This window comes from Pseudalkalibacillus hwajinpoensis (assembly GCF_015234585.1).
GTDB classification, from domain to species: domain Bacteria; phylum Bacillota; class Bacilli; order Bacillales; family Guptibacillaceae; genus Guptibacillus; species Guptibacillus hwajinpoensis_B.
Genome location: NZ_JADFCM010000001.1, coordinates 1,547,147 through 1,564,166 on the forward strand (window position 1 = coordinate 1,547,147; position 17,020 = coordinate 1,564,166).

Annotated in this window: 25 protein-coding genes; 16 read left to right on the forward strand and 9 right to left on the reverse strand. The window is 38.1% G+C overall.

Features of this window, described 5'->3' with window-relative positions; all coding sequences use genetic code 11:
• Window positions 1-8: 8 nt before the first annotated feature.
• Window positions 9-215, reverse strand: a complete 207-nt coding sequence (locus tag IQ283_RS07445; protein WP_194219452.1) for a YrzA family protein — start codon at window positions 213-215, stop codon at window positions 9-11.
• A gap of 161 nt (window positions 216-376) precedes the next feature.
• Here IQ283_RS07445 and IQ283_RS07450 point away from each other — a divergent pair, with 161 nt between their 5' ends.
• The 6 genes from IQ283_RS07450 (at window position 377) to IQ283_RS07475 (ending at window position 4,621) form a co-directional block, all read left to right on the forward strand.
• Window positions 377-1,015, forward strand: a complete 639-nt coding sequence (locus tag IQ283_RS07450) for a class I SAM-dependent DNA methyltransferase (protein WP_194219453.1) — start codon at window positions 377-379, stop codon at window positions 1,013-1,015.
• A 19-nt stretch (window positions 1,016-1,034) separates the two neighbouring features.
• Entirely contained in the window at window positions 1,035-1,739 is a 705-nt protein-coding gene (gene mtnN / locus IQ283_RS07455) for a 5'-methylthioadenosine/S-adenosylhomocysteine nucleosidase (protein ID WP_194219454.1), read from the forward strand.
• Window positions 1,732-2,199 carry an S-ribosylhomocysteine lyase gene (locus tag IQ283_RS07460; protein WP_194219455.1) on the forward strand — a complete coding sequence of 156 codons (468 nt, stop codon included), beginning with the start codon at window positions 1,732-1,734 and terminating at the stop codon, window positions 2,197-2,199. Before mtnN ends, IQ283_RS07460 begins: the two co-directional genes overlap by 8 nt.
• Before the next feature lie 15 nt (window positions 2,200-2,214).
• On the forward strand, window positions 2,215-3,138 hold the full coding sequence (locus IQ283_RS07465) for a PLP-dependent cysteine synthase family protein (RefSeq protein WP_194219456.1): 924 nt from the start codon (window positions 2,215-2,217) through the stop codon (window positions 3,136-3,138).
• Window positions 3,139-3,141: 3 nt separating this feature from the next.
• Entirely contained in the window at window positions 3,142-4,275 is a 1,134-nt protein-coding gene (locus IQ283_RS07470; RefSeq protein ID WP_194219457.1) for a bifunctional cystathionine gamma-lyase/homocysteine desulfhydrase, read from the forward strand.
• 115 nt (window positions 4,276-4,390) lie between these two features.
• Window positions 4,391-4,621, forward strand: coding sequence for a YrhC family protein (locus tag IQ283_RS07475; RefSeq protein WP_194219458.1), 231 nt, complete (start codon window positions 4,391-4,393; stop codon window positions 4,619-4,621).
• A 71-nt stretch (window positions 4,622-4,692) separates the two neighbouring features.
• On the opposite strand, the gene IQ283_RS07480 is transcribed toward IQ283_RS07475, so the two are convergent.
• Together IQ283_RS07480 and IQ283_RS07485 are read right to left on the reverse strand one after the other, a co-directional pair.
• Window positions 4,693-5,382, reverse strand: a complete 690-nt coding sequence (locus tag IQ283_RS07480) for an OmpA/MotB family protein (protein ID WP_194219459.1) — start codon at window positions 5,380-5,382, stop codon at window positions 4,693-4,695.
• Window positions 5,379-6,920, reverse strand: coding sequence for a hypothetical protein (locus tag IQ283_RS07485; RefSeq protein WP_194219460.1), 1,542 nt, complete (start codon window positions 6,918-6,920; stop codon window positions 5,379-5,381). The genes IQ283_RS07480 and IQ283_RS07485 overlap by 4 nt, the downstream gene beginning before the upstream one ends.
• A gap of 504 nt (window positions 6,921-7,424) precedes the next feature.
• Between IQ283_RS07485 and IQ283_RS07490 the strand changes: the two genes are divergently transcribed.
• From IQ283_RS07490 to IQ283_RS07510, 6 genes are all read left to right on the forward strand, one after another.
• Window positions 7,425-7,571 (forward strand): hypothetical protein, encoded by a 147-nt coding sequence (locus IQ283_RS07490; protein ID WP_194219461.1) that lies wholly within the window; start codon window positions 7,425-7,427, stop codon window positions 7,569-7,571.
• Window positions 7,572-7,598: 27 nt separating this feature from the next.
• A complete protein-coding gene (locus IQ283_RS24255) occupies window positions 7,599-7,733 on the forward strand; it encodes a hypothetical protein (RefSeq protein ID WP_276511805.1) in 135 nt (44 codons plus the stop codon).
• A gap of 121 nt (window positions 7,734-7,854) precedes the next feature.
• The gene (locus IQ283_RS07495) at window positions 7,855-7,998 is read left to right on the forward strand and encodes a YrzI family small protein (RefSeq protein WP_194219462.1); all 144 of its coding nucleotides are present in this window, start codon (window positions 7,855-7,857) and stop codon (window positions 7,996-7,998) included.
• Window positions 7,999-8,194: 196 nt separating this feature from the next.
• On the forward strand, window positions 8,195-9,016 hold the full coding sequence (gene nadE / locus IQ283_RS07500) for an ammonia-dependent NAD(+) synthetase (RefSeq protein ID WP_194219463.1): 822 nt from the start codon (window positions 8,195-8,197) through the stop codon (window positions 9,014-9,016).
• Between the two features lie 92 nt (window positions 9,017-9,108).
• A complete protein-coding gene (locus IQ283_RS07505) occupies window positions 9,109-9,540 on the forward strand; it encodes a hypothetical protein (RefSeq protein WP_194219464.1) in 432 nt (143 codons plus the stop codon).
• 107 nt (window positions 9,541-9,647) lie between these two features.
• Window positions 9,648-10,094 (forward strand): hypothetical protein, encoded by a 447-nt coding sequence (locus tag IQ283_RS07510; RefSeq protein WP_194219465.1) that lies wholly within the window; start codon window positions 9,648-9,650, stop codon window positions 10,092-10,094.
• Window positions 10,095-10,136: 42 nt separating this feature from the next.
• Here IQ283_RS07510 and hmpA read toward each other — a convergent pair whose 3' ends face one another.
• Window positions 10,137-11,351, reverse strand: a complete 1,215-nt coding sequence (hmpA, locus tag IQ283_RS07515; protein ID WP_194219466.1) for an NO-inducible flavohemoprotein — start codon at window positions 11,349-11,351, stop codon at window positions 10,137-10,139.
• Window positions 11,352-11,548: 197 nt separating this feature from the next.
• On the opposite strand from hmpA, the gene IQ283_RS07520 reads away from it, so the two are divergent.
• The 3 genes from IQ283_RS07520 to sigK all read left to right on the forward strand — a co-directional run bounded on the left by IQ283_RS07520 (window position 11,549) and on the right by sigK (window position 13,038).
• Window positions 11,549-11,989, forward strand: a complete 441-nt coding sequence (locus IQ283_RS07520) for an Rrf2 family transcriptional regulator (RefSeq protein ID WP_194219467.1) — start codon at window positions 11,549-11,551, stop codon at window positions 11,987-11,989.
• Window positions 11,990-12,042: 53 nt separating this feature from the next.
• Window positions 12,043-12,201 (forward strand): hypothetical protein, encoded by a 159-nt coding sequence (locus IQ283_RS07525; protein WP_194219468.1) that lies wholly within the window; start codon window positions 12,043-12,045, stop codon window positions 12,199-12,201.
• Between the two features lie 123 nt (window positions 12,202-12,324).
• A complete protein-coding gene (gene sigK / locus IQ283_RS07530; protein WP_194219469.1) occupies window positions 12,325-13,038 on the forward strand; it encodes an RNA polymerase sporulation sigma factor SigK in 714 nt (237 codons plus the stop codon).
• A gap of 482 nt (window positions 13,039-13,520) precedes the next feature.
• On the opposite strand, the gene IQ283_RS07535 is transcribed toward sigK, so the two are convergent.
• Together IQ283_RS07535 and yfkAB are read right to left on the reverse strand one after the other, a co-directional pair.
• Window positions 13,521-14,264 carry a GDSL-type esterase/lipase family protein gene (locus IQ283_RS07535; protein ID WP_194219470.1) on the reverse strand — a complete coding sequence of 248 codons (744 nt, stop codon included), beginning with the start codon at window positions 14,262-14,264 and terminating at the stop codon, window positions 13,521-13,523.
• Between the two features lie 113 nt (window positions 14,265-14,377).
• Window positions 14,378-15,496 carry a radical SAM/CxCxxxxC motif protein YfkAB gene (gene yfkAB, locus IQ283_RS07540; protein WP_194219471.1) on the reverse strand — a complete coding sequence of 373 codons (1,119 nt, stop codon included), beginning with the start codon at window positions 15,494-15,496 and terminating at the stop codon, window positions 14,378-14,380.
• 187 nt (window positions 15,497-15,683) lie between these two features.
• Between yfkAB and IQ283_RS07545 the strand changes: the two genes are divergently transcribed.
• Window positions 15,684-15,851, forward strand: coding sequence for a hypothetical protein (locus tag IQ283_RS07545; protein ID WP_194219472.1), 168 nt, complete (start codon window positions 15,684-15,686; stop codon window positions 15,849-15,851).
• A 67-nt stretch (window positions 15,852-15,918) separates the two neighbouring features.
• Here the strand turns inward: IQ283_RS07545 and mnhG are convergent, their stop codons facing one another.
• From mnhG to IQ283_RS07560, 3 genes are read right to left on the reverse strand one after another with little or no spacing between them, the layout of a single operon-like run.
• Window positions 15,919-16,284 (reverse strand): monovalent cation/H(+) antiporter subunit G, encoded by a 366-nt coding sequence (gene mnhG / locus IQ283_RS07550; protein WP_194219473.1) that lies wholly within the window; start codon window positions 16,282-16,284, stop codon window positions 15,919-15,921.
• Window positions 16,256-16,546: a Na(+)/H(+) antiporter subunit F1 gene (locus IQ283_RS07555; protein WP_194219474.1), complete on the reverse strand. Its 291-nt coding sequence runs from the start codon at window positions 16,544-16,546 to the stop codon at window positions 16,256-16,258. The genes mnhG and IQ283_RS07555 overlap by 29 nt, the downstream gene beginning before the upstream one ends.
• The gene (locus tag IQ283_RS07560; protein WP_194219475.1) at window positions 16,543-17,019 is read right to left on the reverse strand and encodes a Na+/H+ antiporter subunit E; all 477 of its coding nucleotides are present in this window, start codon (window positions 17,017-17,019) and stop codon (window positions 16,543-16,545) included. The genes IQ283_RS07555 and IQ283_RS07560 overlap by 4 nt, the downstream gene beginning before the upstream one ends.
• Between the last annotated feature and the right edge of the window lies 1 nt (window position 17,020).

Genomic DNA, 17,020 nt, shown 5'->3' on the forward strand with positions numbered 1-17,020 from the left:
TGCTTTTTTTATTTAGCTTTAAAATGAACAACAGCAGAGTAATAAGGTCTGCCTGTTTTTTCATGTGTAAGAGCGTGATGCTGAACAGAATGAACTTGAAGCAGCAGTGCACGGTTGTTATCGATCTGAGTCTGAATTTTATTCTCGATTTCTTCAAGCGAAAATCCTTCGAAAAATTCTACTTTATCATCTATCCGTTCAAGGGAAAAACTCATTTATTGCTCCTCCTTAAAATACTTTCCACATAACAGTGTACACATTTTTGTTAAATCATACAAATTGATATTCAAAAAAGAATATGATAAGTTAGAACCATAATGCATATTATTCATACCTTAATACTATGAATTAAAAACAGGAAAGCGATGTGACAGCAATGGGAAGAGAGTTTATTGATTTATTTGAGCGCTGGGCTGACTCGTATGACACAACGGTGTCTGGTCAAGATGAAGAGTATCGTGATGTCTTTAAGGGATACGACGGCATTCTATCTGCAGTTGCTCAAGCTTCCTCAGGCCACGTGTTAGAATTTGGCGTTGGAACAGGGAACTTAACTTCTATTCTACTTAAGAAAGGCTTGTCGGTAACCGGTATAGAGCCATCAAAAGCGATGAGAGAAAAGGCGAGTGAAAGATTACCTCATGTCACGCTTCATGATGGTGATTTTATGGATTTTCCAACTCCGACTAACCCTGTACAAACAATCGTGAGTACCTATGCATTTCACCATCTCACTGACGAAGAAAAAAGTATCGCCATTCACAAATATAGCCAACTACTGGCTCAAAATGATAAAATTGTATTTGCGGATACAGCATTTAAGGATGACAATGCTAGAGTAAAGATGCATGAGAAAGTGAAAGCAAAGGGATATTACAATTTGCTACAAGATTTACAGTCGGAATATTATACGACGATTTCAGTGTTGGAGACATTATTTCGAAAGCATGGATTCGACGTTACTTTTACTCAACTAAACGATTTTGTTTGGTTGATGGAAGCCATCAAAAATTGAACAAGTAAAGGAGTTCGTCATGAAGATCGGTATTATTGGAGCAATGGAAGAAGAAGTTAGAATTTTACGTGACCGTCTCGATCACAGAGAAGAACAGGTGATTGCAGGATCTGAGTTCACTACAGGAAGCATAGATGGCCAGGAGGTAGTTCTCTTAAAATCAGGCATTGGTAAAGTGAATGCGGCCATCGGAACAACATTAATGAATCAACTATTTAAACCAGACTACATTCTCAATACAGGCTCTGCGGGTGGATTTAATCCTGAATTAAAAGTAGGCGACATCGTGATTTCTTCAGAAGTTCGTTACCATGATGTAGATGCAACCATTTTTGGTTACGAATACGGCCAGGTTCCTCAAATGCCGGCTCTTTATGAACCGAACAGCATGCTTGTTGAAGCTGCTGAGCGAAGTGCTGAGAAAGTAACGGAACATCAGGTAGTAAAAGGAATGATCGCGACTGGCGATTCCTTTATGGATGATGCGGAGAGAGTTGACTATGTCAGGTCAAAACTTGCGAACCTAGACGCTGCAGAAATGGAAGCAGGAGCGATTGCACAAGTTTGTTATCAGTTCGGTACACCTTTTGTGATTATCCGCTCACTTTCTGATATTGCAGGGAAAGAATCAAATATTTCTTTCGATCAATTTCTTGAGACAGCTTCAATTAATTCAGCAAACTTAATTTTAAATCTAGTGGAGGAGTTGAGTAAGAATGGCTAAAAAAATGAATGTAGAAAGTTTTAATCTTGATCATACAAAGGTAGCAGCACCATATGTTCGTCTAGTAGGCGTAACAAAAGGACCAAATGGTGATGAGATTTATAAGTATGATATTCGTTTCAAACAACCAAACAAAGAGCACATGGAAATGGCTGGTCTACACTCAATCGAACACTTGATGGCAGAAAATATTCGTAATCATATGGAGAACGTCGTTGATATTGGTCCGATGGGATGCCAGACTGGGTTTTATCTTGCAGTTCTAAATCATTCAAACTACGACGAGATTCTAGAAGTACTCGAGAAAACATTGCAGGATGTTCTAAATGCACAAGAAGTACCAGCGTGCAACGAAGTACAATGCGGCTGGGCTGCTAACCATAGTTTAGAAGGAGCAAAAGAAATCGCAGACGAAATGCTGACACATCGTGATGAGTGGCACATTATCTTCGCCAAATAGAAAGGATTTCACGCTATGGAAATCTTTCATAATATTCATGAGCTCGTAGGCCGAACTCCGGTCATCGAGCTCCATCATTTTGATCTACCAGGAGGCGTTCGCCTTTTTGCAAAGTTAGAGTTTTATAATCCTGGGGGAAGTATTAAAGATCGTCTTGGTCAGGAACTACTTCAGGAAGCGATTGATCATAATCGAATAGCCCCGGGCGGAACATTTATTGAGCCTACAGCTGGAAATACAGGCATTGGTCTTGCTCTTGCAGCGGTTAATCGAGGGTACACCGTGATGTTTGTGGTTCCAGAAAAATTCAGTATGGAAAAACAGGATTTAATGAGGGCGCTTGGTGCGAAAATTGTCAATACCCCTACTGAGCTTGGAATGAAAGGGGCAATAGCTCGAGCTGAAGAGCTAATTGAGGAAATCCCTAATTCATACATGCCTCGTCAGTTTGGTAATCCTGCTAACCCACTAACCTACTACAAAACACTTGGTCCAGAGTTGTGGAAGCAGCTTGACGGTGAGCTTGATGTTTTTGTAGCTGGGGCTGGAACTGGTGGAACATTTATGGGTACAGCTCGCTATTTGAGGGAGCAGAAGGCGAATGTGAAAACCGTTATTGTAGAACCCGAGGGATCCATTTTAAATGGTGGAGAATCTGGTCCTCATAAAACAGAGGGGATTGGTATGGAGTTTCTACCTGATTATATGGACGAAGCCTACTTTGATAGTATTCATACCGTAACAGATGAAGTAGCCTTCAAACGTGTAAAAGAGCTCGCTGAAAAAGAGGGCCTTTTAGTTGGAAGTTCCTCTGGAGCAGCGCTCGAGGCGGCTCTTATCGAAGCACAGCACGCTCGTCCCGGAACAAATATCGCTACGATTTTTCCAGATAGTAGTGAACGATACTTAAGTAAGAAGATTTATCAAGGAGGCATTTAACCAATGAAGCCAAAAACAAAACTTATTCATGGTGGGATTACCGGTGATCCACAAACTGGAGCTGTATCGGTACCGATCTATCAAGTAAGTACTTACAAACAAGAAGCCGTAGGAAAGTTCAACGGCTATGAATATTCCAGAACAGGGAATCCAACACGTCATGCACTAGAAGAGCTGATTAAAGACCTTGAAAATGGCGTCGCAGGATTTGCATTTGGATCCGGAATGGCAGCCATTTCCTCTGTTATGATGATGTTTAATTCTGGAGATCATGTTGTTATGACAGATGACGTTTACGGTGGAACTTACCGTGTAATGACAAAGGTTTTAAACCGTCTTGGTATTGAATCAACTTTTGTCGATACGACTGATTTAGCTGTTGTTAAAGCTGCGATTCAGGATAATACGAAAGCGATTTACGTTGAAACACCAACGAATCCGTTGTTGAAGGTGACCGATATTAATGCCATCTCCAAATTGGCAAAAGACCACAATCTTCTAACTATCGTTGATAATACGTTTAATACGCCTTATTGGCAAAATCCAATTGACCATGGTGCTGATATCGTTCTTCACTCAGCAACAAAGTATTTAGGCGGGCATAGTGATGTCGTTGCTGGACTTGTTGTTGTTAATTCAAAAGAGCTGGCGGAAGAAGTGCATTTTGTTCAAAATTCGGCAGGTGCCATTCTTGGACCGCAGGATTCATGGCTGCTTATTAGAGGATTGAAAACACTTGGGGTTCGTATGGAAGAGCATGAGAAAAACACAGCGAAAATTGTCCAATTCCTTAGTAATCACCCATCAGTCGAGAAAATATATTATCCTGGGCTAAGTACACATCCAGGTAATGATATCGCTGTTAATCAGTCTCGTGGCTTTGGTGGTATGATCTCTTTTGATATCGGAAGTGCTGATAAAGCAGATGAGCTGTTAAGCAAAGTGAAATATTTTACTCTTGCTGAAAGTTTAGGAGCGGTGGAAAGTTTAATTTCAGTTCCTGCTCGCATGACTCACGCTTCTATTCCGAAAGATCGACGAGATGAGCTCGGCATCACAGAGGGTCTTGTACGTATTTCTGTTGGACTTGAGGATGCAGATGATTTAATTGAAGACCTTTCAAACGCATTAGGATAATAGTAGAACCCTTATCTGATATATTTGGATAAGGGCTCTTTAATGATTGGAAAGAGTTACATCTCTAGTAGACCCGTTTCTTATGGTAGAATAAGAGACGGGAGAGGTGAGCGCTATGAAGCAACTTCAAGACAAAATGAAAGATTATAAACGTTTTGCGTTTGTATTGCTTAGTCTTAGTGTTTTCTTATATATTGGTTCTTTTCTTCCAGTTGAAGGGAAGACGGATGGTGCAGCCCTTATTTTAACGGGTGGTGGGTTTGTACTCGTTGGGATTGCGATTTTCTTCTATTCTCGCGCTATCGCTATTCAAAAAAAAATAAACGAGCAAGATATAAACTATTAAACGATATATGATGAATGATCCATATGTTTTAATGAAAGCCGCTTCCTTTTTGGAAGCGGCTTTTGTATTTCCTAATAAGTCATGATTTCTTTAAGGCGTCCCTGCCATTTCTCGTCATCAAGAATAATTTGAAAAGAGATTCTTCTGTTTTTCTCGTACGCATCACTTGTATCTTCTTCAATAACTGGTTTATATTCTGAATATCCCGTTGCCGCTAAATATTTTGCATATTCTGGAGTATCTAGTTTAGGGTTTGCTTTCATCAATTCCTTTACAACTGCGACAGAGCGATCAGCTGAAAGTTTCCAGTTATCATAGGGAACCTTATCAGTATGTCCTTCGATTAAGATGATATAGAGGTACTGACTAATATCTTCTTCATCGATTAAATTAGCAAAAACATCCGCCAGGTCGTTTAAAACTTTTTTCCCCTGAGGGCTAATTTCGGCGCTTCCTGTATCAAATAAAATATCTCCTTCGACTGAAATCGTATTATTTGGTCCGCGAACGATCTTATCTTTGCCAACGTTTTCTTCAAGCTGTTCCTCAATTAAATCACTAATATGCTTTTTGACATCTGCTACTTTGGCAAGCTCTTGTTTCATAACCGTTTGGTCATATGCATCATAGATCATTTGAACGAACGCGATGATCGCGATAAAGAGCATGACAAGAACGATCATCGCCATCATATCAGCAAAACTAGGCCAATAATGTTCTTCATCACTCTGTATTTGAAATCGCCTTTTTCGATTTTTCATCGATTGTCACCAATCATCCTTGATTGGACATGCTGCTGTGCCATAGATTGACGACGCATTTGCTCCTCGTACAAGCGTAGCTGTAGTTGATGTGATTCTGAGAGCTGGTGTTGAATATCTTTTAGCTCTCGAGCTAGACCTTGGTAAAGAGAATCAAGACTGTTTGATATAGCTCTCATTTCATGCTGAAGAGGTTGATCACGCTGGTCCCGTTCCATTCGATGAATAATTGGCTCCAGTGCTTCACGCTTAATTTTATCGAGAGAGCTATACCAGGCTTTTTCAAGCTGTAAAACTGATTCAGCGAATTCTTGAGAAGCTCTTCCATATTGATTTTGCTTATCTTGATAGCGGTAATACCATTCATCCTGCATTTGGTGAACGCGCCTCTCAAGCTCCTCCTGCGAGCCTTGGAACCGCTGCATTTGTTCATCTAAGCCTCTTAAGTAATGTTGACCTGTTTCTTCTGCTTTCTTTTGAGTTTCCTTGATTAATTGATCCGATCGTTGAACAAGCTGCTCGAATTTACGCTGACCAGATTCATGGTGTTTAGATAAAGATTGAAGTTGACTTTCGAGTGTTTTTAATCGATTCCCAAGATCGATAATTCCGTTCGTTGCTTTTTCTTGAACACCGTCAAGCTGGGTAAATGAGTCTTTAAGTTTTATCCCGAATGATTCCAACGTCTCGGTGCTACTTGAGAATTGTTCGGTATATTCACGTTGAGCTGTTAATGTAGCTTGAACGTCTTTCATCGCCTGTTCAAGACCAGCTGTAAAGTGGACCATATTAGTAGAAAAATCTCCAAGTGTTTCATGAAAACTATCTTGAATCCTACATGCAAGGCGATCTAATATGCGTTCCATTTCATCGTGAGGTTTTTCCTGCGTTAAGCTTGCATTTAGATTATGATCAAGAAGGGACTCACAATCCGAAATGATTTTCTCCAAATAATAAGCAGTTGTTCGCCCATTTGTTAATACACCATTTTGGATAAGTGTTAAAAATAGAGCATTACCAATCCCGGCTATGCTTGTGATGAATGCAACGCTCATTCCTTGAAAAGGACTTGAGATCGCTTCAATCACGGAAGCAAGATTGAGGTTTGCATCTTCTGGTTTCTGTGAAAGAAACATAAGCGTTTCTTGCATCGATGAAATGGCGAGTGTAAGACCGATAAAAGTTCCTAGTATTCCTATGATAATGGAGGTAGGGGGTAGCTGCTGCATGAATCGCATCATTCCACCTGCTGGAACACGAGCAAAGCCAAATAGAGGAACGGATTCTTTATAGAAATGTTTCTCAATAAGAGCTTGTGTATTGACTTGAGATACGCCTGCTAAATGGTATGACTTGTATTCTTTCATAACATTTTGAATCCATGGTGCAGTATGAGTCGTAGAATCATTTTGTATCTCAGCATTCTCAATATCTCGGAGCCATTTTTTCATTTGTAAACTAATCTGAATCGTAGCTGTTACCCCGAACACAGCAAGAAATCCAATGATAAAGAGGACGATTGTTGTCACGTTCAGCATATGTTCACCTCCACTTTGTATATATGTATGTCCTCTTTAGCAGAACTTTCTTGGTTTCTTATAATATAAGGGGATTTAGGACAATGTTGAAGATTGTCGAAAATATTCATATAAATAAAATATTTAGGAAATTTAGTAAAAAAGGTTTACTTAAATGGTGGATTTGGATATACTTACCTTTGTAAACAAATATGAAAAAAGGAGGTCGAACAGAATGATGAAAATGATGAAAGCAGATGCAACGACTGTAACTGAATATGCACAATCTGTTCGACCAGTGCCTCGATAAGAGGAATCCTTTTTAATATCGGATTGAAAAGCCGCAGGTCGATGCCTGTGGCTTTTCTATGCTTTTTTTGCCGCAGGCTAATATCCTGCGGCTTTTTGTGTCCAAAAATGGAGAGGAGGAATGTAAATGGTAAATGGAAAAGTGTTGAACGTAAAGCAACTAAAAAGGAAAAAATGGGTCCCCTGAAGTAATTGAATAGAAAGGAGGTCGTTAACATGTTGCCATTCCATTTAATGATCATAACAAAAGTGAAGGGTGCTTTTCATCGTAGTTTATCTACGGAACTACATCAACGCTCCATTCATCAACGCATGTCAGAAGCCGAAATGAAACGAAACCGAGCTTCGATGTGGTTATCCTAATTTAAAAGACAGTAAGGAGAAATGATCATGTTAACGATACATTTAGTTTTTGTCACAATTCGTCTTCGCGTTCATGAACGAACTTTAGCTGAGGAACAACATTATTTGCGAGTGAAAAGACAAATGAATGTAAGAAGTGAAAAACCAATCTGGATGCATTAATACCAAAACGGAAAGGAAGAGAATGATGATTATCGATCAGAAGAAATTAGCCATTCAAAAATGGATCGCAGTAGAGAAAGGGTTAACCTGAAGTAATCTATCTGGAAAGGAGTGAAGTGGAATGACTTTACATTTATTGTTTGTTACAATCACTTTTTCGATCAAACGTAATCGGCATACGCTTGATCAGGAATTAGACCATAAGAGAAGGCAAGAACTGATTGATTCAAACCAATACAAACAAAGTTTCTATATCCATCAATAAGTCATAAGGCAGGCGCTCCCTGCCTTATGACTATTTTCTTGAATGCATCGCTATTTTGTATGAAAAGGTAAGATGCGAGTCAAAATAGTAGTGTACATATAGCTGAATCTGTTTTTAAAAGTAGGCAAAGGGGTATTGATTAGTAGAGAAAATTATATAAAAATAAGAGATGTGGTATTTAAAAGGAGTGACAATAATGAGAGAAATGCAAAAAGAAATTATTGAAGAGCTTGGTGTACAACCTTCAATTGATGTAAAAGAAGAAGTCAAAAAGCGCGTTGGATTTTTACAAGATTATCTCAAGAAAAGTGGAACAACTGGATTTGTTCTTGGAATATCAGGTGGACAGGATTCTTCACTTGCAGGGCGTCTTGCACAAATTGCAGTTGAGGAACTTCGTGAAGAAGGAACTGATGCAAGTTTTATTGCTGTGCGACTACCATACGGAGAGCAAAGTGATGAAGATGACGCTCAGGCTGCACTCAAGTTCATTAAGCCTGATCAAACGGTTACGATTAATATTAAACCTGCCGTTGATGCTTCAGTCTCAACATATCTTGAAGCCACAGGAAATAGCCTTACTGATTTTACAAAAGGCAATAACAAAGCTAGAGAGCGAATGATTGCTCAGTATAACATTGCAGGCGATGAGAAGAAGCTTGTTATTGGAACAGATCACGCAGCAGAAGCTGTGACGGGCTTCTATACGAAGCATGGCGATGGGGCATGCGATATCACGCCCCTTTTTGGTTTGAATAAACGTCAAGGTAGAGCGATTCTTGAAGAAATCGGTATGCCAGACCATCTTGTGGAGAAAGTGCCGACAGCTGATTTAGAAGATGATCGCCCAGCACTTCCTGATGAAGAAGCGCTAGGAGTAAGTTATAAGCATATCGATGATTACCTTGAAGGAAAAGAAGTTCCTGAAGAGGCTTCTAAGACAATTGAGAATCATTTCATTAAAACAAAGCATAAGCGAAACATGGCCGCAACAATATTCGATAGCTGGTGGAAGTAAGATGAGAAAGAGACCTGAATAAGGTCTCTTTTTTTTGCGTATGAATAAATAAAACAGGAGATGGCGCTATCAAGGTGAAAGGGTTTGGGGACATGAGCGATAATATAAATTATCTTCAAGACATTAGTCACAAGCTTCTCAGAGATTCAGGTTTAGATGTGCAAATTCAATTAAAAGACTATTTTCCTGAGCGAAGACTAATAGGAGGAAAATATTCATTAGAAACGAATCAAGTCACAATTTATGTAGAAGAGGTACGAACGCAGTGTGTTAAGTTAATTGGATCAGAGGAACAATTTCTTGATTTTTTCACTGTGATTTTGGCTCATGAACTTGGTCATGCCGCAGACTCTAACCTTCCTATTTTAGCTAGTAAGAGGGCACATACTGAGTGTTTAGAAATGAAGAAGCAAGTATCCATCCTAATTGAAAATAATGCCTGGAACTATGCTTACAATCTTGTTCCACAATTCAAGGACATTCTAGCGCTTCTAAAAGAACACTCTATGAAGCTTTATAAGTAAAACTTTATAATATGTAATTTTCTAAAAACATATACAGATGATAAACACCTTGTTAAAATAAGTGAAAAACGTGCTTCACATCCATTTAACGTAAAGGTGTGACGTTTATGAAGGTAATCAAAACGTATTACCCGAAAGTGAAAGCAATCGAACTTTTTATGATGCTTGTGTATAGTATTGTCGTTTGCTTTGGCACCCTATTGTTGTGGTTAAAAGAAGATTTAACATTTGAACGCTGGCGAAGTTTCATGCTAATTGGGCTCATTTATGTCTTGTTTTGTACCTTTCTTAGTTTCTGCATTCGAACACAGCGAATCGAACTAACAGAATATAGGATCGAACACAAGTTACTAGGATTTAGCTGTCGAAGTGTAGCTTTTTCGTCCGTTAAAGAAGTTATGTTTGGAAAAATAAACGGTTCCCCAGTTATTGCTATTATTAACGAAAATACTCAAAAGCCTATCTTTGTCCCTTATATTCCATTTGAAAAGGACTGGGATGAAATTAGTTCTTTCATAAAGGAACGAAATCACACGGTTATTATAACAATTTAAAGAAGCGCCTATTTGGCGCTTCTTTAACGTTTAGAAGTTCGGTTATGGCATTGATGGTTCTAGAGCGACGGCTGGACCGAAAAACTCGAAATGCATTTTATCTTCATCGACTCCGAGCTTTGTTAATGCTTCTTTAACAGCCTTCATAAATGGAAGTGGTCCACAGAAATAATAATGCGTATTGCGTTCTAATGGAAGAATTTCTTTTAACCATTCGCTCGTTACAAATCCTTCTTTTTGATAACTGTTTTTCATAGAATCCTCTTTCGTAGGGGATTCGTAACATACGAAATAGTCCATAGATGGATGATTGAGAGTCTTAAGTTCCTCGTCAAAAGCATGGACATTTCCATTAAGTGCTGCATGAACAAAAGTCGTTTTTCTATTTTGATCTGCGCTGGTCTTCAGCATACTTAGCATAGGTGTTATACCTACCCCACCACTTAAGAGAACGATTGGAGATTGATCTTCCTCCAAATAAAAGTCGCCTGCAGGAGCGGTTAAGCTTAACTCATCATTTTCTTTAACATTGTCGTGTAAATAGTTGGAAACGATTCCGTCAGGTTTTGAAGGATTTTCTTCTTTTTTCACAGATATACGATAGTAAGGTTTACCAGGAACGTCAGATAAACTGTATTGACGAATATGAGTGAATTGATCTCCTGGAATATGAACTTTGACACTAATATATTGACCAGGTTTAAATGAAGCAATTGGCTCCCCGTCAGCTGGTTTTAAATAGAATGAGGTAATTACATCACTTTCTTTCTGTTTCCTGTCGACAACAAAAGTGCGTTCAAGGTCCCAACCACCCTGTTGTTTTGCTGCGTCTTCATACATCTCTTCTTCCACCTCGATGAAAACGCTAGCTATGACGCCATAGGCCTCTTCCCATGCAAGTAAAATTTCTTCTGTTGCATCTTCTTTAAGAACTTCTTTAATAGCCTTAAGCAAATATTCTCCTACAATTGGGTAATGTTCTGGTTTAACACCAAGGCTACGGTGTTTATGAGCAACTTGTTTAACAACAGGAAGAATAGTTTCTAATTGATCAATATGTTTGGCAGCTGCATAAACTGCATTTGCAAGAGCTTGTTGTTGTCTTCCTTGTTTTTGATTAGCGTGGTTAAAAATATTTAATAGTTCAGGATGGTTCTCAAATAGCATTTCATAAAAACGCTTTGTAATTTCAGTACCGTGAACTTCGAGGACAGGTACTGTTGATTTAATTGTAGTAATGGTTTTAGGTGATAACATAGATAAAACCTCCAATATTTTAAAGATGCATTTTTAATACATCTTTATAGTATCGAATTGTTATTTGAAAAGCAATATAAAATATACATCTTTAAAGAAACGTTCACATCTTATAGAAAGCATTGTAGAACACTATGTTTTAGGAGGTATGATAAAATAGACCCATGAACAATGGAGCGAAAAGAGGTTGAAGGAACATGCGTTTAACTAATTACACGGATTACTCGTTAAGAATGCTGATTTATCTTGGTAGTATGAAAGAGGATAAGTTAGCTAGCATACAAGAAATCGCTAATGCCTATCAAATTTCAAAAAATCATCTCATGAAAGTAGCACATGAGCTTGGGAAAAATGGATATATCGAAACGATTAGAGGGCGAAATGGAGGATTGCGACTCGCTCATCTCCCAGAAGATATTAATGTAGGAAAAGTTGTAAGAAGCACTGAAGAAGACTTCAATTTAGTGGAGTGCTTTGATAAGGAAAATAATAGTTGTGTGATTAGTCCTGCTTGTCGATTAAAACATGTCCTACATGATGCCTTATCAGCTTATTTTGAAGTTTTGGATGGTTATCAGCTGTCTGATTTAATTATAAACGATGAGATGCTCGTTAAACTATTCAACACTAATCTATAGCGTAGCAATCTAATTATTTATGAATATACTGTCATTAGAGGAGAGTGGCAGGTATGGAATGGTTAGAGCTGACAGGTCTTGGCGGAATCGTTGCTATCCTAACAGTTATACGTTTGAAGTATGGACGTTACTCCACCCATCATCGGTATTTAAGGGAAGAAGTTATGTCTGAGAAGTGGGCAAGAGAAAAGAATAGAGATTATAACGGTTGATAAGACGTTCCAGTCAGGGGCGTCTTATTTTTTTAATTAGAATTCCATAAGGACAGACACGTAGGGGTAGGCATTCACATAAACATAAGATATAGTAAAAGCCCATCTTTGGGAGGTGAGTATGTGTCATTACTGGCAGCACTTGCTTACGTATGTAAGGAAGTTCTTTTCTTTGTCTCGTTTGTGAAGAACAATGCTTTTCCTCAGCCTCTCTCAAGAAAGGACGAAAGAAAGTATTTAGAACTGATGGCAAAAGGTGATGAAGATGCACGAAATCGTCTGATCGAGCATAACCTCCGTCTTGTCGCTCATATTGTGAAGAAGTTTGAAAATACAGGTGAAGACCCTGAAGATCTCATTTCGATAGGGACAATCGGATTAATTAAAGCAATTGAAAGCTACTCTACTGACAAGGGTACTAAGCTAGCAACCTATGCTGCAAGATGCATTGAGAACGAAATTCTGATGCATCTCCGCGCTTTGAAGAAAACGAAAAAAGACGTATCTCTTCATGACCCGATAGGTCAGGATAAGGAAGGGAACGAAATTTCTCTGATCGATGTCTTAAAAGCAGAAACGGAAGATATTGTTGAATTAATTCAGTTAAACATGGAGAAAAAGAAGATATATGAGTACATTCATATTTTAGATGACAGAGAAAAGGAAGTTATTGTTGGGCGATTTGGTCTGAATCTTGAGAAGGAATTAACACAGCGAGAAATAGCCCGACAGCTTGGGATCTCACGAAGTTACGTATCTAGAATTGAAAAGCGAGCACTAATGAAACTGTTTCATGAATTCTATCGTAATCGAAAGGAAAGAGAGAGTGGAGCCTAAACCTGCCAACTGGCAGGTTTTTTATGTTTGTTTCATCAATTGGTCATAACGCTAATGGAAAATAACTTCTCTCTTCTCGTAAGAAGTAGTAGCGAAGAACATTTGTTCGTAATGCAATAGGGACAAACGATCGTGAATGAGGGGATGCATTATGTATCAAAAATTAAAAGGGTATCTAACTCATCATCAGTCGGTCGAAATAGTCTATTTATCTAAAGAAAATCAGATCTCTCAAAGAGTTGTAACGTTATATGTTGTAAATGAAGAAGAAACAATTGGGTTTTGTCATTTAAGAAAGAGAGTTCGAGTGCAAACCTTAGTTGTCTAACCATGTCAATTTGCCTGTAGCAAGGCATTAATGAATGACAAGCTAAAAAGAGCAAAAAAAGGACTCCGGAGGTTTTCCTCCGAAGCATTTTAAGGTTGGTCTCTTATAGTTTAACACACAAAAGCAAAAAAGCAATAACGCATTGAAGAGTTTATTATTTCTCCTCTGCGTTAGTGTTATATGTTGAGAGAACTTTTCGTGTCCATATTTTATATCCTTCTCCATTAAGATGAAGCCCATCAAATGTGAAATCTTTATTTAACTGACCAAACTCTACTAGCTCTGGATAAATATCAATAAATTGATAATCATACAGATTTGAAAGATCTTCTAGACGTTTATTTAAATCCTTAATGATTGAATTATTTAGTGGATGACCAGTTAATGCTGTGTTCACTGGAAATAAACTTTGCACATAAACTTTTGTGTTAGGTGATTGCGTTTTGAGCGTATCTAGAATTTGCTTATAATTTGTTTCAATTTTGTTTACTGACTGCCCAGCAATCATATCGTTTATACCAATTAACAAATAAATCCGGTCTGGCTTAGCTTTTACGACTTCTTCAATCCTGTTTAGAACTCCTGTAGTCGTATCGCCAGCAATACCGCGATTTAATACTTCATGGTCACTAAGAGCTTCCCCCCACTCATAATAATCAGTCAAACTATCACCAAGGAAAATGGTTTCACTTTCCTCATGTTTATAAGAGTCATAAATGCTCTTTTTAGTCTGATAATATTTAGTATAATACGTAATGTTTTTCTTCTTTGATTCTGAATCGTTCTCGGGCATTTCATTTGCATTGGTTCTTAGAAAATCTGTTTGGTTCTCAGCCAATGCAAGCAAAATAACAAGAGATCCCGCAACTAGAATCAGAATCCATGCCTTTTTCTTCACAACTATCACACTCCTATAGATTACGATAGGTATTATACCCTATCTATGTTAATGCGAAAGCTGAAAATGGTTTTTAATTTAAAAATGAGTAAAAAAACCCCCAAAATTGGAGGTTAAAGCGAGATATTTGTCTTTTTTTGTAAGAAATCAACATCCTGATAGTAAGCATCCTTTACAAGAAGGTTAGGTCCTAGACACTTTACTGCAGGGCAATGACAACTTATGCTTTGAGCCATTTTACTTTCTTGCCATTTTTCGTAAGCATCATTTAGATTAGTATCTTTAATATTTCCAAGTGGTGGCGTATCTCCAAAATCAGTTACGATAATATCGCCATCGAAAATATTCATATTTAATCTAGAACGTCCATCTGGGTCATTTCTAACAGTGACATTAGGTTCTGAATATAATCTTTCGAGAAGTCTAAGGTCTTCTTGATTGGAACTGCATGGGTAAAATGGAAGGGTACCGAATAAGAGCCAAACATCTGGATCTCGATTATCTAATAAACGGTGAATTCCTTCTCGAATTTCATCCAAAGAGGCAATATCAAGACCTGAAGCGAAGTCCGAAGGATACATCGGATGAACTTCATGACGCTGGCACCCCATGTCTGCTATTTGTTGATGAATGCTCACGATATTTGGAAGAGTTCTACGATTAATCATTGTCTCCGCTGATACGATGACACCTTTAGATGTTAAATCTTTTGCATTCTCAACCATACGATGGAAATAAGCTTCCCGCTGTTTGAGAGATGGCTTCCTTTCCATAACAGCGAATCCAATGTCAGTGAAATCGTCTATGCTTCCATAATTATGTGAAATATGTAAAACATCAAGATAGGGTATGATCAGATCATATCGCTTACGATCAAGCGTTAAATTTGAATTGATTTGTGTTCTCGCTCCGCGTTCATGAGCGTATTTAAGAAGTGGAGCTACATATTGCTTAACCGATTTCATGGAAAGCATTGGTTCACCACCCGTAATACTTAACGCCCTAAGTTTTTCTACTTGATCAAGACTACGAGTAATAAGGTCTAGAGGAAGTGGATCAGGATCCTTGGGTTGCAATGTATAACCAACTGCACAATGTTCACATCTCATATTACATAAAGTAGTCGTTGTCAGTTCTATGTTGGAAAGAATCGTATTTCCATATTCTTCAACATCCATATAAGCTTCCCATGGGTCATAGCTAGGCGTTATTGTTTTCATTGGTGTTATCATTTAAATCGACCCCTTAGTGTTAGTTCAAGGCTTACACCCTTCTATAATTGTAGAACATAAGATGAAGGATGAACAGATGTAGTAATGAATTTAGAAAACTCCGCCAATGTCCATACATCTTTGATCAACCTATCATAGACTGTAATATCTACCAACAGATTGTTTGAAGGAGAGAAGGAGGGGGAGCATGAGTTACGGTTATCCCGGTTGTGGTTATCCTTATCCGCCTTACCCATACCCATATCCAGGCTATGGCGGAGGATATTTTGCCTTAATCGTTGTTCTACTAGTTTTACTACTTGTTATTGGCGGAGGATACTATTACTACGCTAATCATTATGGAAGCTATAAGTAATTTAATAAATCTATAACAATAATTTCATGAACACTGTCAACACGTAAAAAAGCAAGTACGAAAGGGTTTAACCCTTTTTCGTACTTGCTTTTTGGTTTTGTGCTTTATCAAGATCATCTCTCGTAGTTTTATCCCAGAGCGGAACACCTTTTTGATAAGCAGCTCTAGAAATCATATGTCCAGAAACTGGAGCTGTCATCAAAATGAAAATAATACCGAGAATGAGCTTACCACTTACCATTTGTTCTTCAAAGATAAAATAAAGGAAAGCGGCAATAAGGATTCCAGCTACTCCTAGAGTAGCGCTTTTTGAAGCAGCATGTAGACGAGTGTAAACGTCAGGAAGTCGAAAAATTCCAAGCGCTCCAGAAAAAAGGAAAAACGTGCCAATGATCATAAAAATGCTAATCACGACTTCTTTCAATGATAACACCCTTTTCCAGAAATTTAGCAATAGCTACTGTTCCTATAAAAGCGAGAATTCCAATAAGAAGAATAATATCATTGAAATACGCTGTTTCCAGTTTGATTGCTAGAATACCCGCTATTGCCATAAGATTAATGCCGATTGTATCCAGTGCAACAGCACGGTCGGGATTCGAAGGTCCTTTTATTGCTCGATAGAGTAAAAATAGGGTAGAGATTGCGATGATGACGATACAAATGGTTGATACAGTAGATAAAAGAGAAGTCATCTCGTCACCTCCATAATTGCTTTCTCAAATGTGCCTTTAATTTCTTTAATAACCTCATCTGCATCAGGCGCGTCCATAGCATGGATATAAATATGCATGTTATCTGGAGCGACTGAAACCGTTAGTGTCCCTGGAGTTAATGTAATGAGATTTGCGAGCATCGTAATTTCCCAGTTTGTTCGAACATCAATGGGCACAGCGATAATGCCTGGTTCCATTTTAAGTTTGGGACTGTATACGAGCTTAACAACCTGAACATTAGCCATAATCAGCTCTTTAATAAACAAAAACAATAATTTAAGAATCGCCCAAAGACGATAAAAGTAAAAGCGGTCTGGAATGAAACGCTCCATTAATAGAAGTAATCCGATTCCAAATAAATAGCCAACAAAGAACGTACTAAAAGAGTAACTTTCAAAAAGAAACATCCAGAGAACGGCAATAATCAGGTTTATGATAATTTGTATTGGCATG

What these genes read in the sequence shown, in the direction of transcription:
- yfkAB (WP_194219471.1), bottom strand. Translation starts at nt 15,496, where the DNA reads ATGATAACACCAATGAAAACAATAACGCCTAGCTATGACCCATGGGAA.
- IQ283_RS07525 (WP_194219468.1), top strand. Translation starts at nt 12,043, where the DNA reads ATGGAATGGTTAGAGCTGACAGGTCTTGGCGGAATCGTTGCTATCCTA.
- mtnN (WP_194219454.1), top strand. Translation starts at nt 1,035, where the DNA reads ATGAAGATCGGTATTATTGGAGCAATGGAAGAAGAAGTTAGAATTTTA.
- IQ283_RS07505 (WP_194219464.1), top strand. Translation starts at nt 9,109, where the DNA reads ATGAGCGATAATATAAATTATCTTCAAGACATTAGTCACAAGCTTCTC.
- IQ283_RS07560 (WP_194219475.1), bottom strand. Translation starts at nt 17,019, where the DNA reads ATGCCAATACAAATTATCATAAACCTGATTATTGCCGTTCTCTGGATG.
- IQ283_RS07495 (WP_194219462.1), top strand. Translation starts at nt 7,855, where the DNA reads ATGACTTTACATTTATTGTTTGTTACAATCACTTTTTCGATCAAACGT.
- IQ283_RS07470 (WP_194219457.1), top strand. Translation starts at nt 3,142, where the DNA reads ATGAAGCCAAAAACAAAACTTATTCATGGTGGGATTACCGGTGATCCA.
- IQ283_RS07475 (WP_194219458.1), top strand. Translation starts at nt 4,391, where the DNA reads ATGAAGCAACTTCAAGACAAAATGAAAGATTATAAACGTTTTGCGTTT.
- IQ283_RS07465 (WP_194219456.1), top strand. Translation starts at nt 2,215, where the DNA reads ATGGAAATCTTTCATAATATTCATGAGCTCGTAGGCCGAACTCCGGTC.
- nadE (WP_194219463.1), top strand. Translation starts at nt 8,195, where the DNA reads ATGAGAGAAATGCAAAAAGAAATTATTGAAGAGCTTGGTGTACAACCT.
- IQ283_RS07485 (WP_194219460.1), bottom strand. Translation starts at nt 6,920, where the DNA reads ATGCTGAACGTGACAACAATCGTCCTCTTTATCATTGGATTTCTTGCT.
- IQ283_RS07445 (WP_194219452.1), bottom strand. Translation starts at nt 215, where the DNA reads ATGAGTTTTTCCCTTGAACGGATAGATGATAAAGTAGAATTTTTCGAA.
- IQ283_RS07545 (WP_194219472.1), top strand. Translation starts at nt 15,684, where the DNA reads ATGAGTTACGGTTATCCCGGTTGTGGTTATCCTTATCCGCCTTACCCA.
- IQ283_RS07510 (WP_194219465.1), top strand. Translation starts at nt 9,648, where the DNA reads ATGAAGGTAATCAAAACGTATTACCCGAAAGTGAAAGCAATCGAACTT.
- IQ283_RS07555 (WP_194219474.1), bottom strand. Translation starts at nt 16,546, where the DNA reads ATGACTTCTCTTTTATCTACTGTATCAACCATTTGTATCGTCATCATC.
- IQ283_RS07490 (WP_194219461.1), top strand. Translation starts at nt 7,425, where the DNA reads ATGTTGCCATTCCATTTAATGATCATAACAAAAGTGAAGGGTGCTTTT.
- hmpA (WP_194219466.1), bottom strand. Translation starts at nt 11,351, where the DNA reads ATGTTATCACCTAAAACCATTACTACAATTAAATCAACAGTACCTGTC.
- IQ283_RS07480 (WP_194219459.1), bottom strand. Translation starts at nt 5,382, where the DNA reads ATGAAAAATCGAAAAAGGCGATTTCAAATACAGAGTGATGAAGAACAT.
- IQ283_RS07450 (WP_194219453.1), top strand. Translation starts at nt 377, where the DNA reads ATGGGAAGAGAGTTTATTGATTTATTTGAGCGCTGGGCTGACTCGTAT.
- IQ283_RS24255 (WP_276511805.1), top strand. Translation starts at nt 7,599, where the DNA reads ATGTTAACGATACATTTAGTTTTTGTCACAATTCGTCTTCGCGTTCAT.
- IQ283_RS07460 (WP_194219455.1), top strand. Translation starts at nt 1,732, where the DNA reads ATGGCTAAAAAAATGAATGTAGAAAGTTTTAATCTTGATCATACAAAG.
- IQ283_RS07520 (WP_194219467.1), top strand. Translation starts at nt 11,549, where the DNA reads ATGCGTTTAACTAATTACACGGATTACTCGTTAAGAATGCTGATTTAT.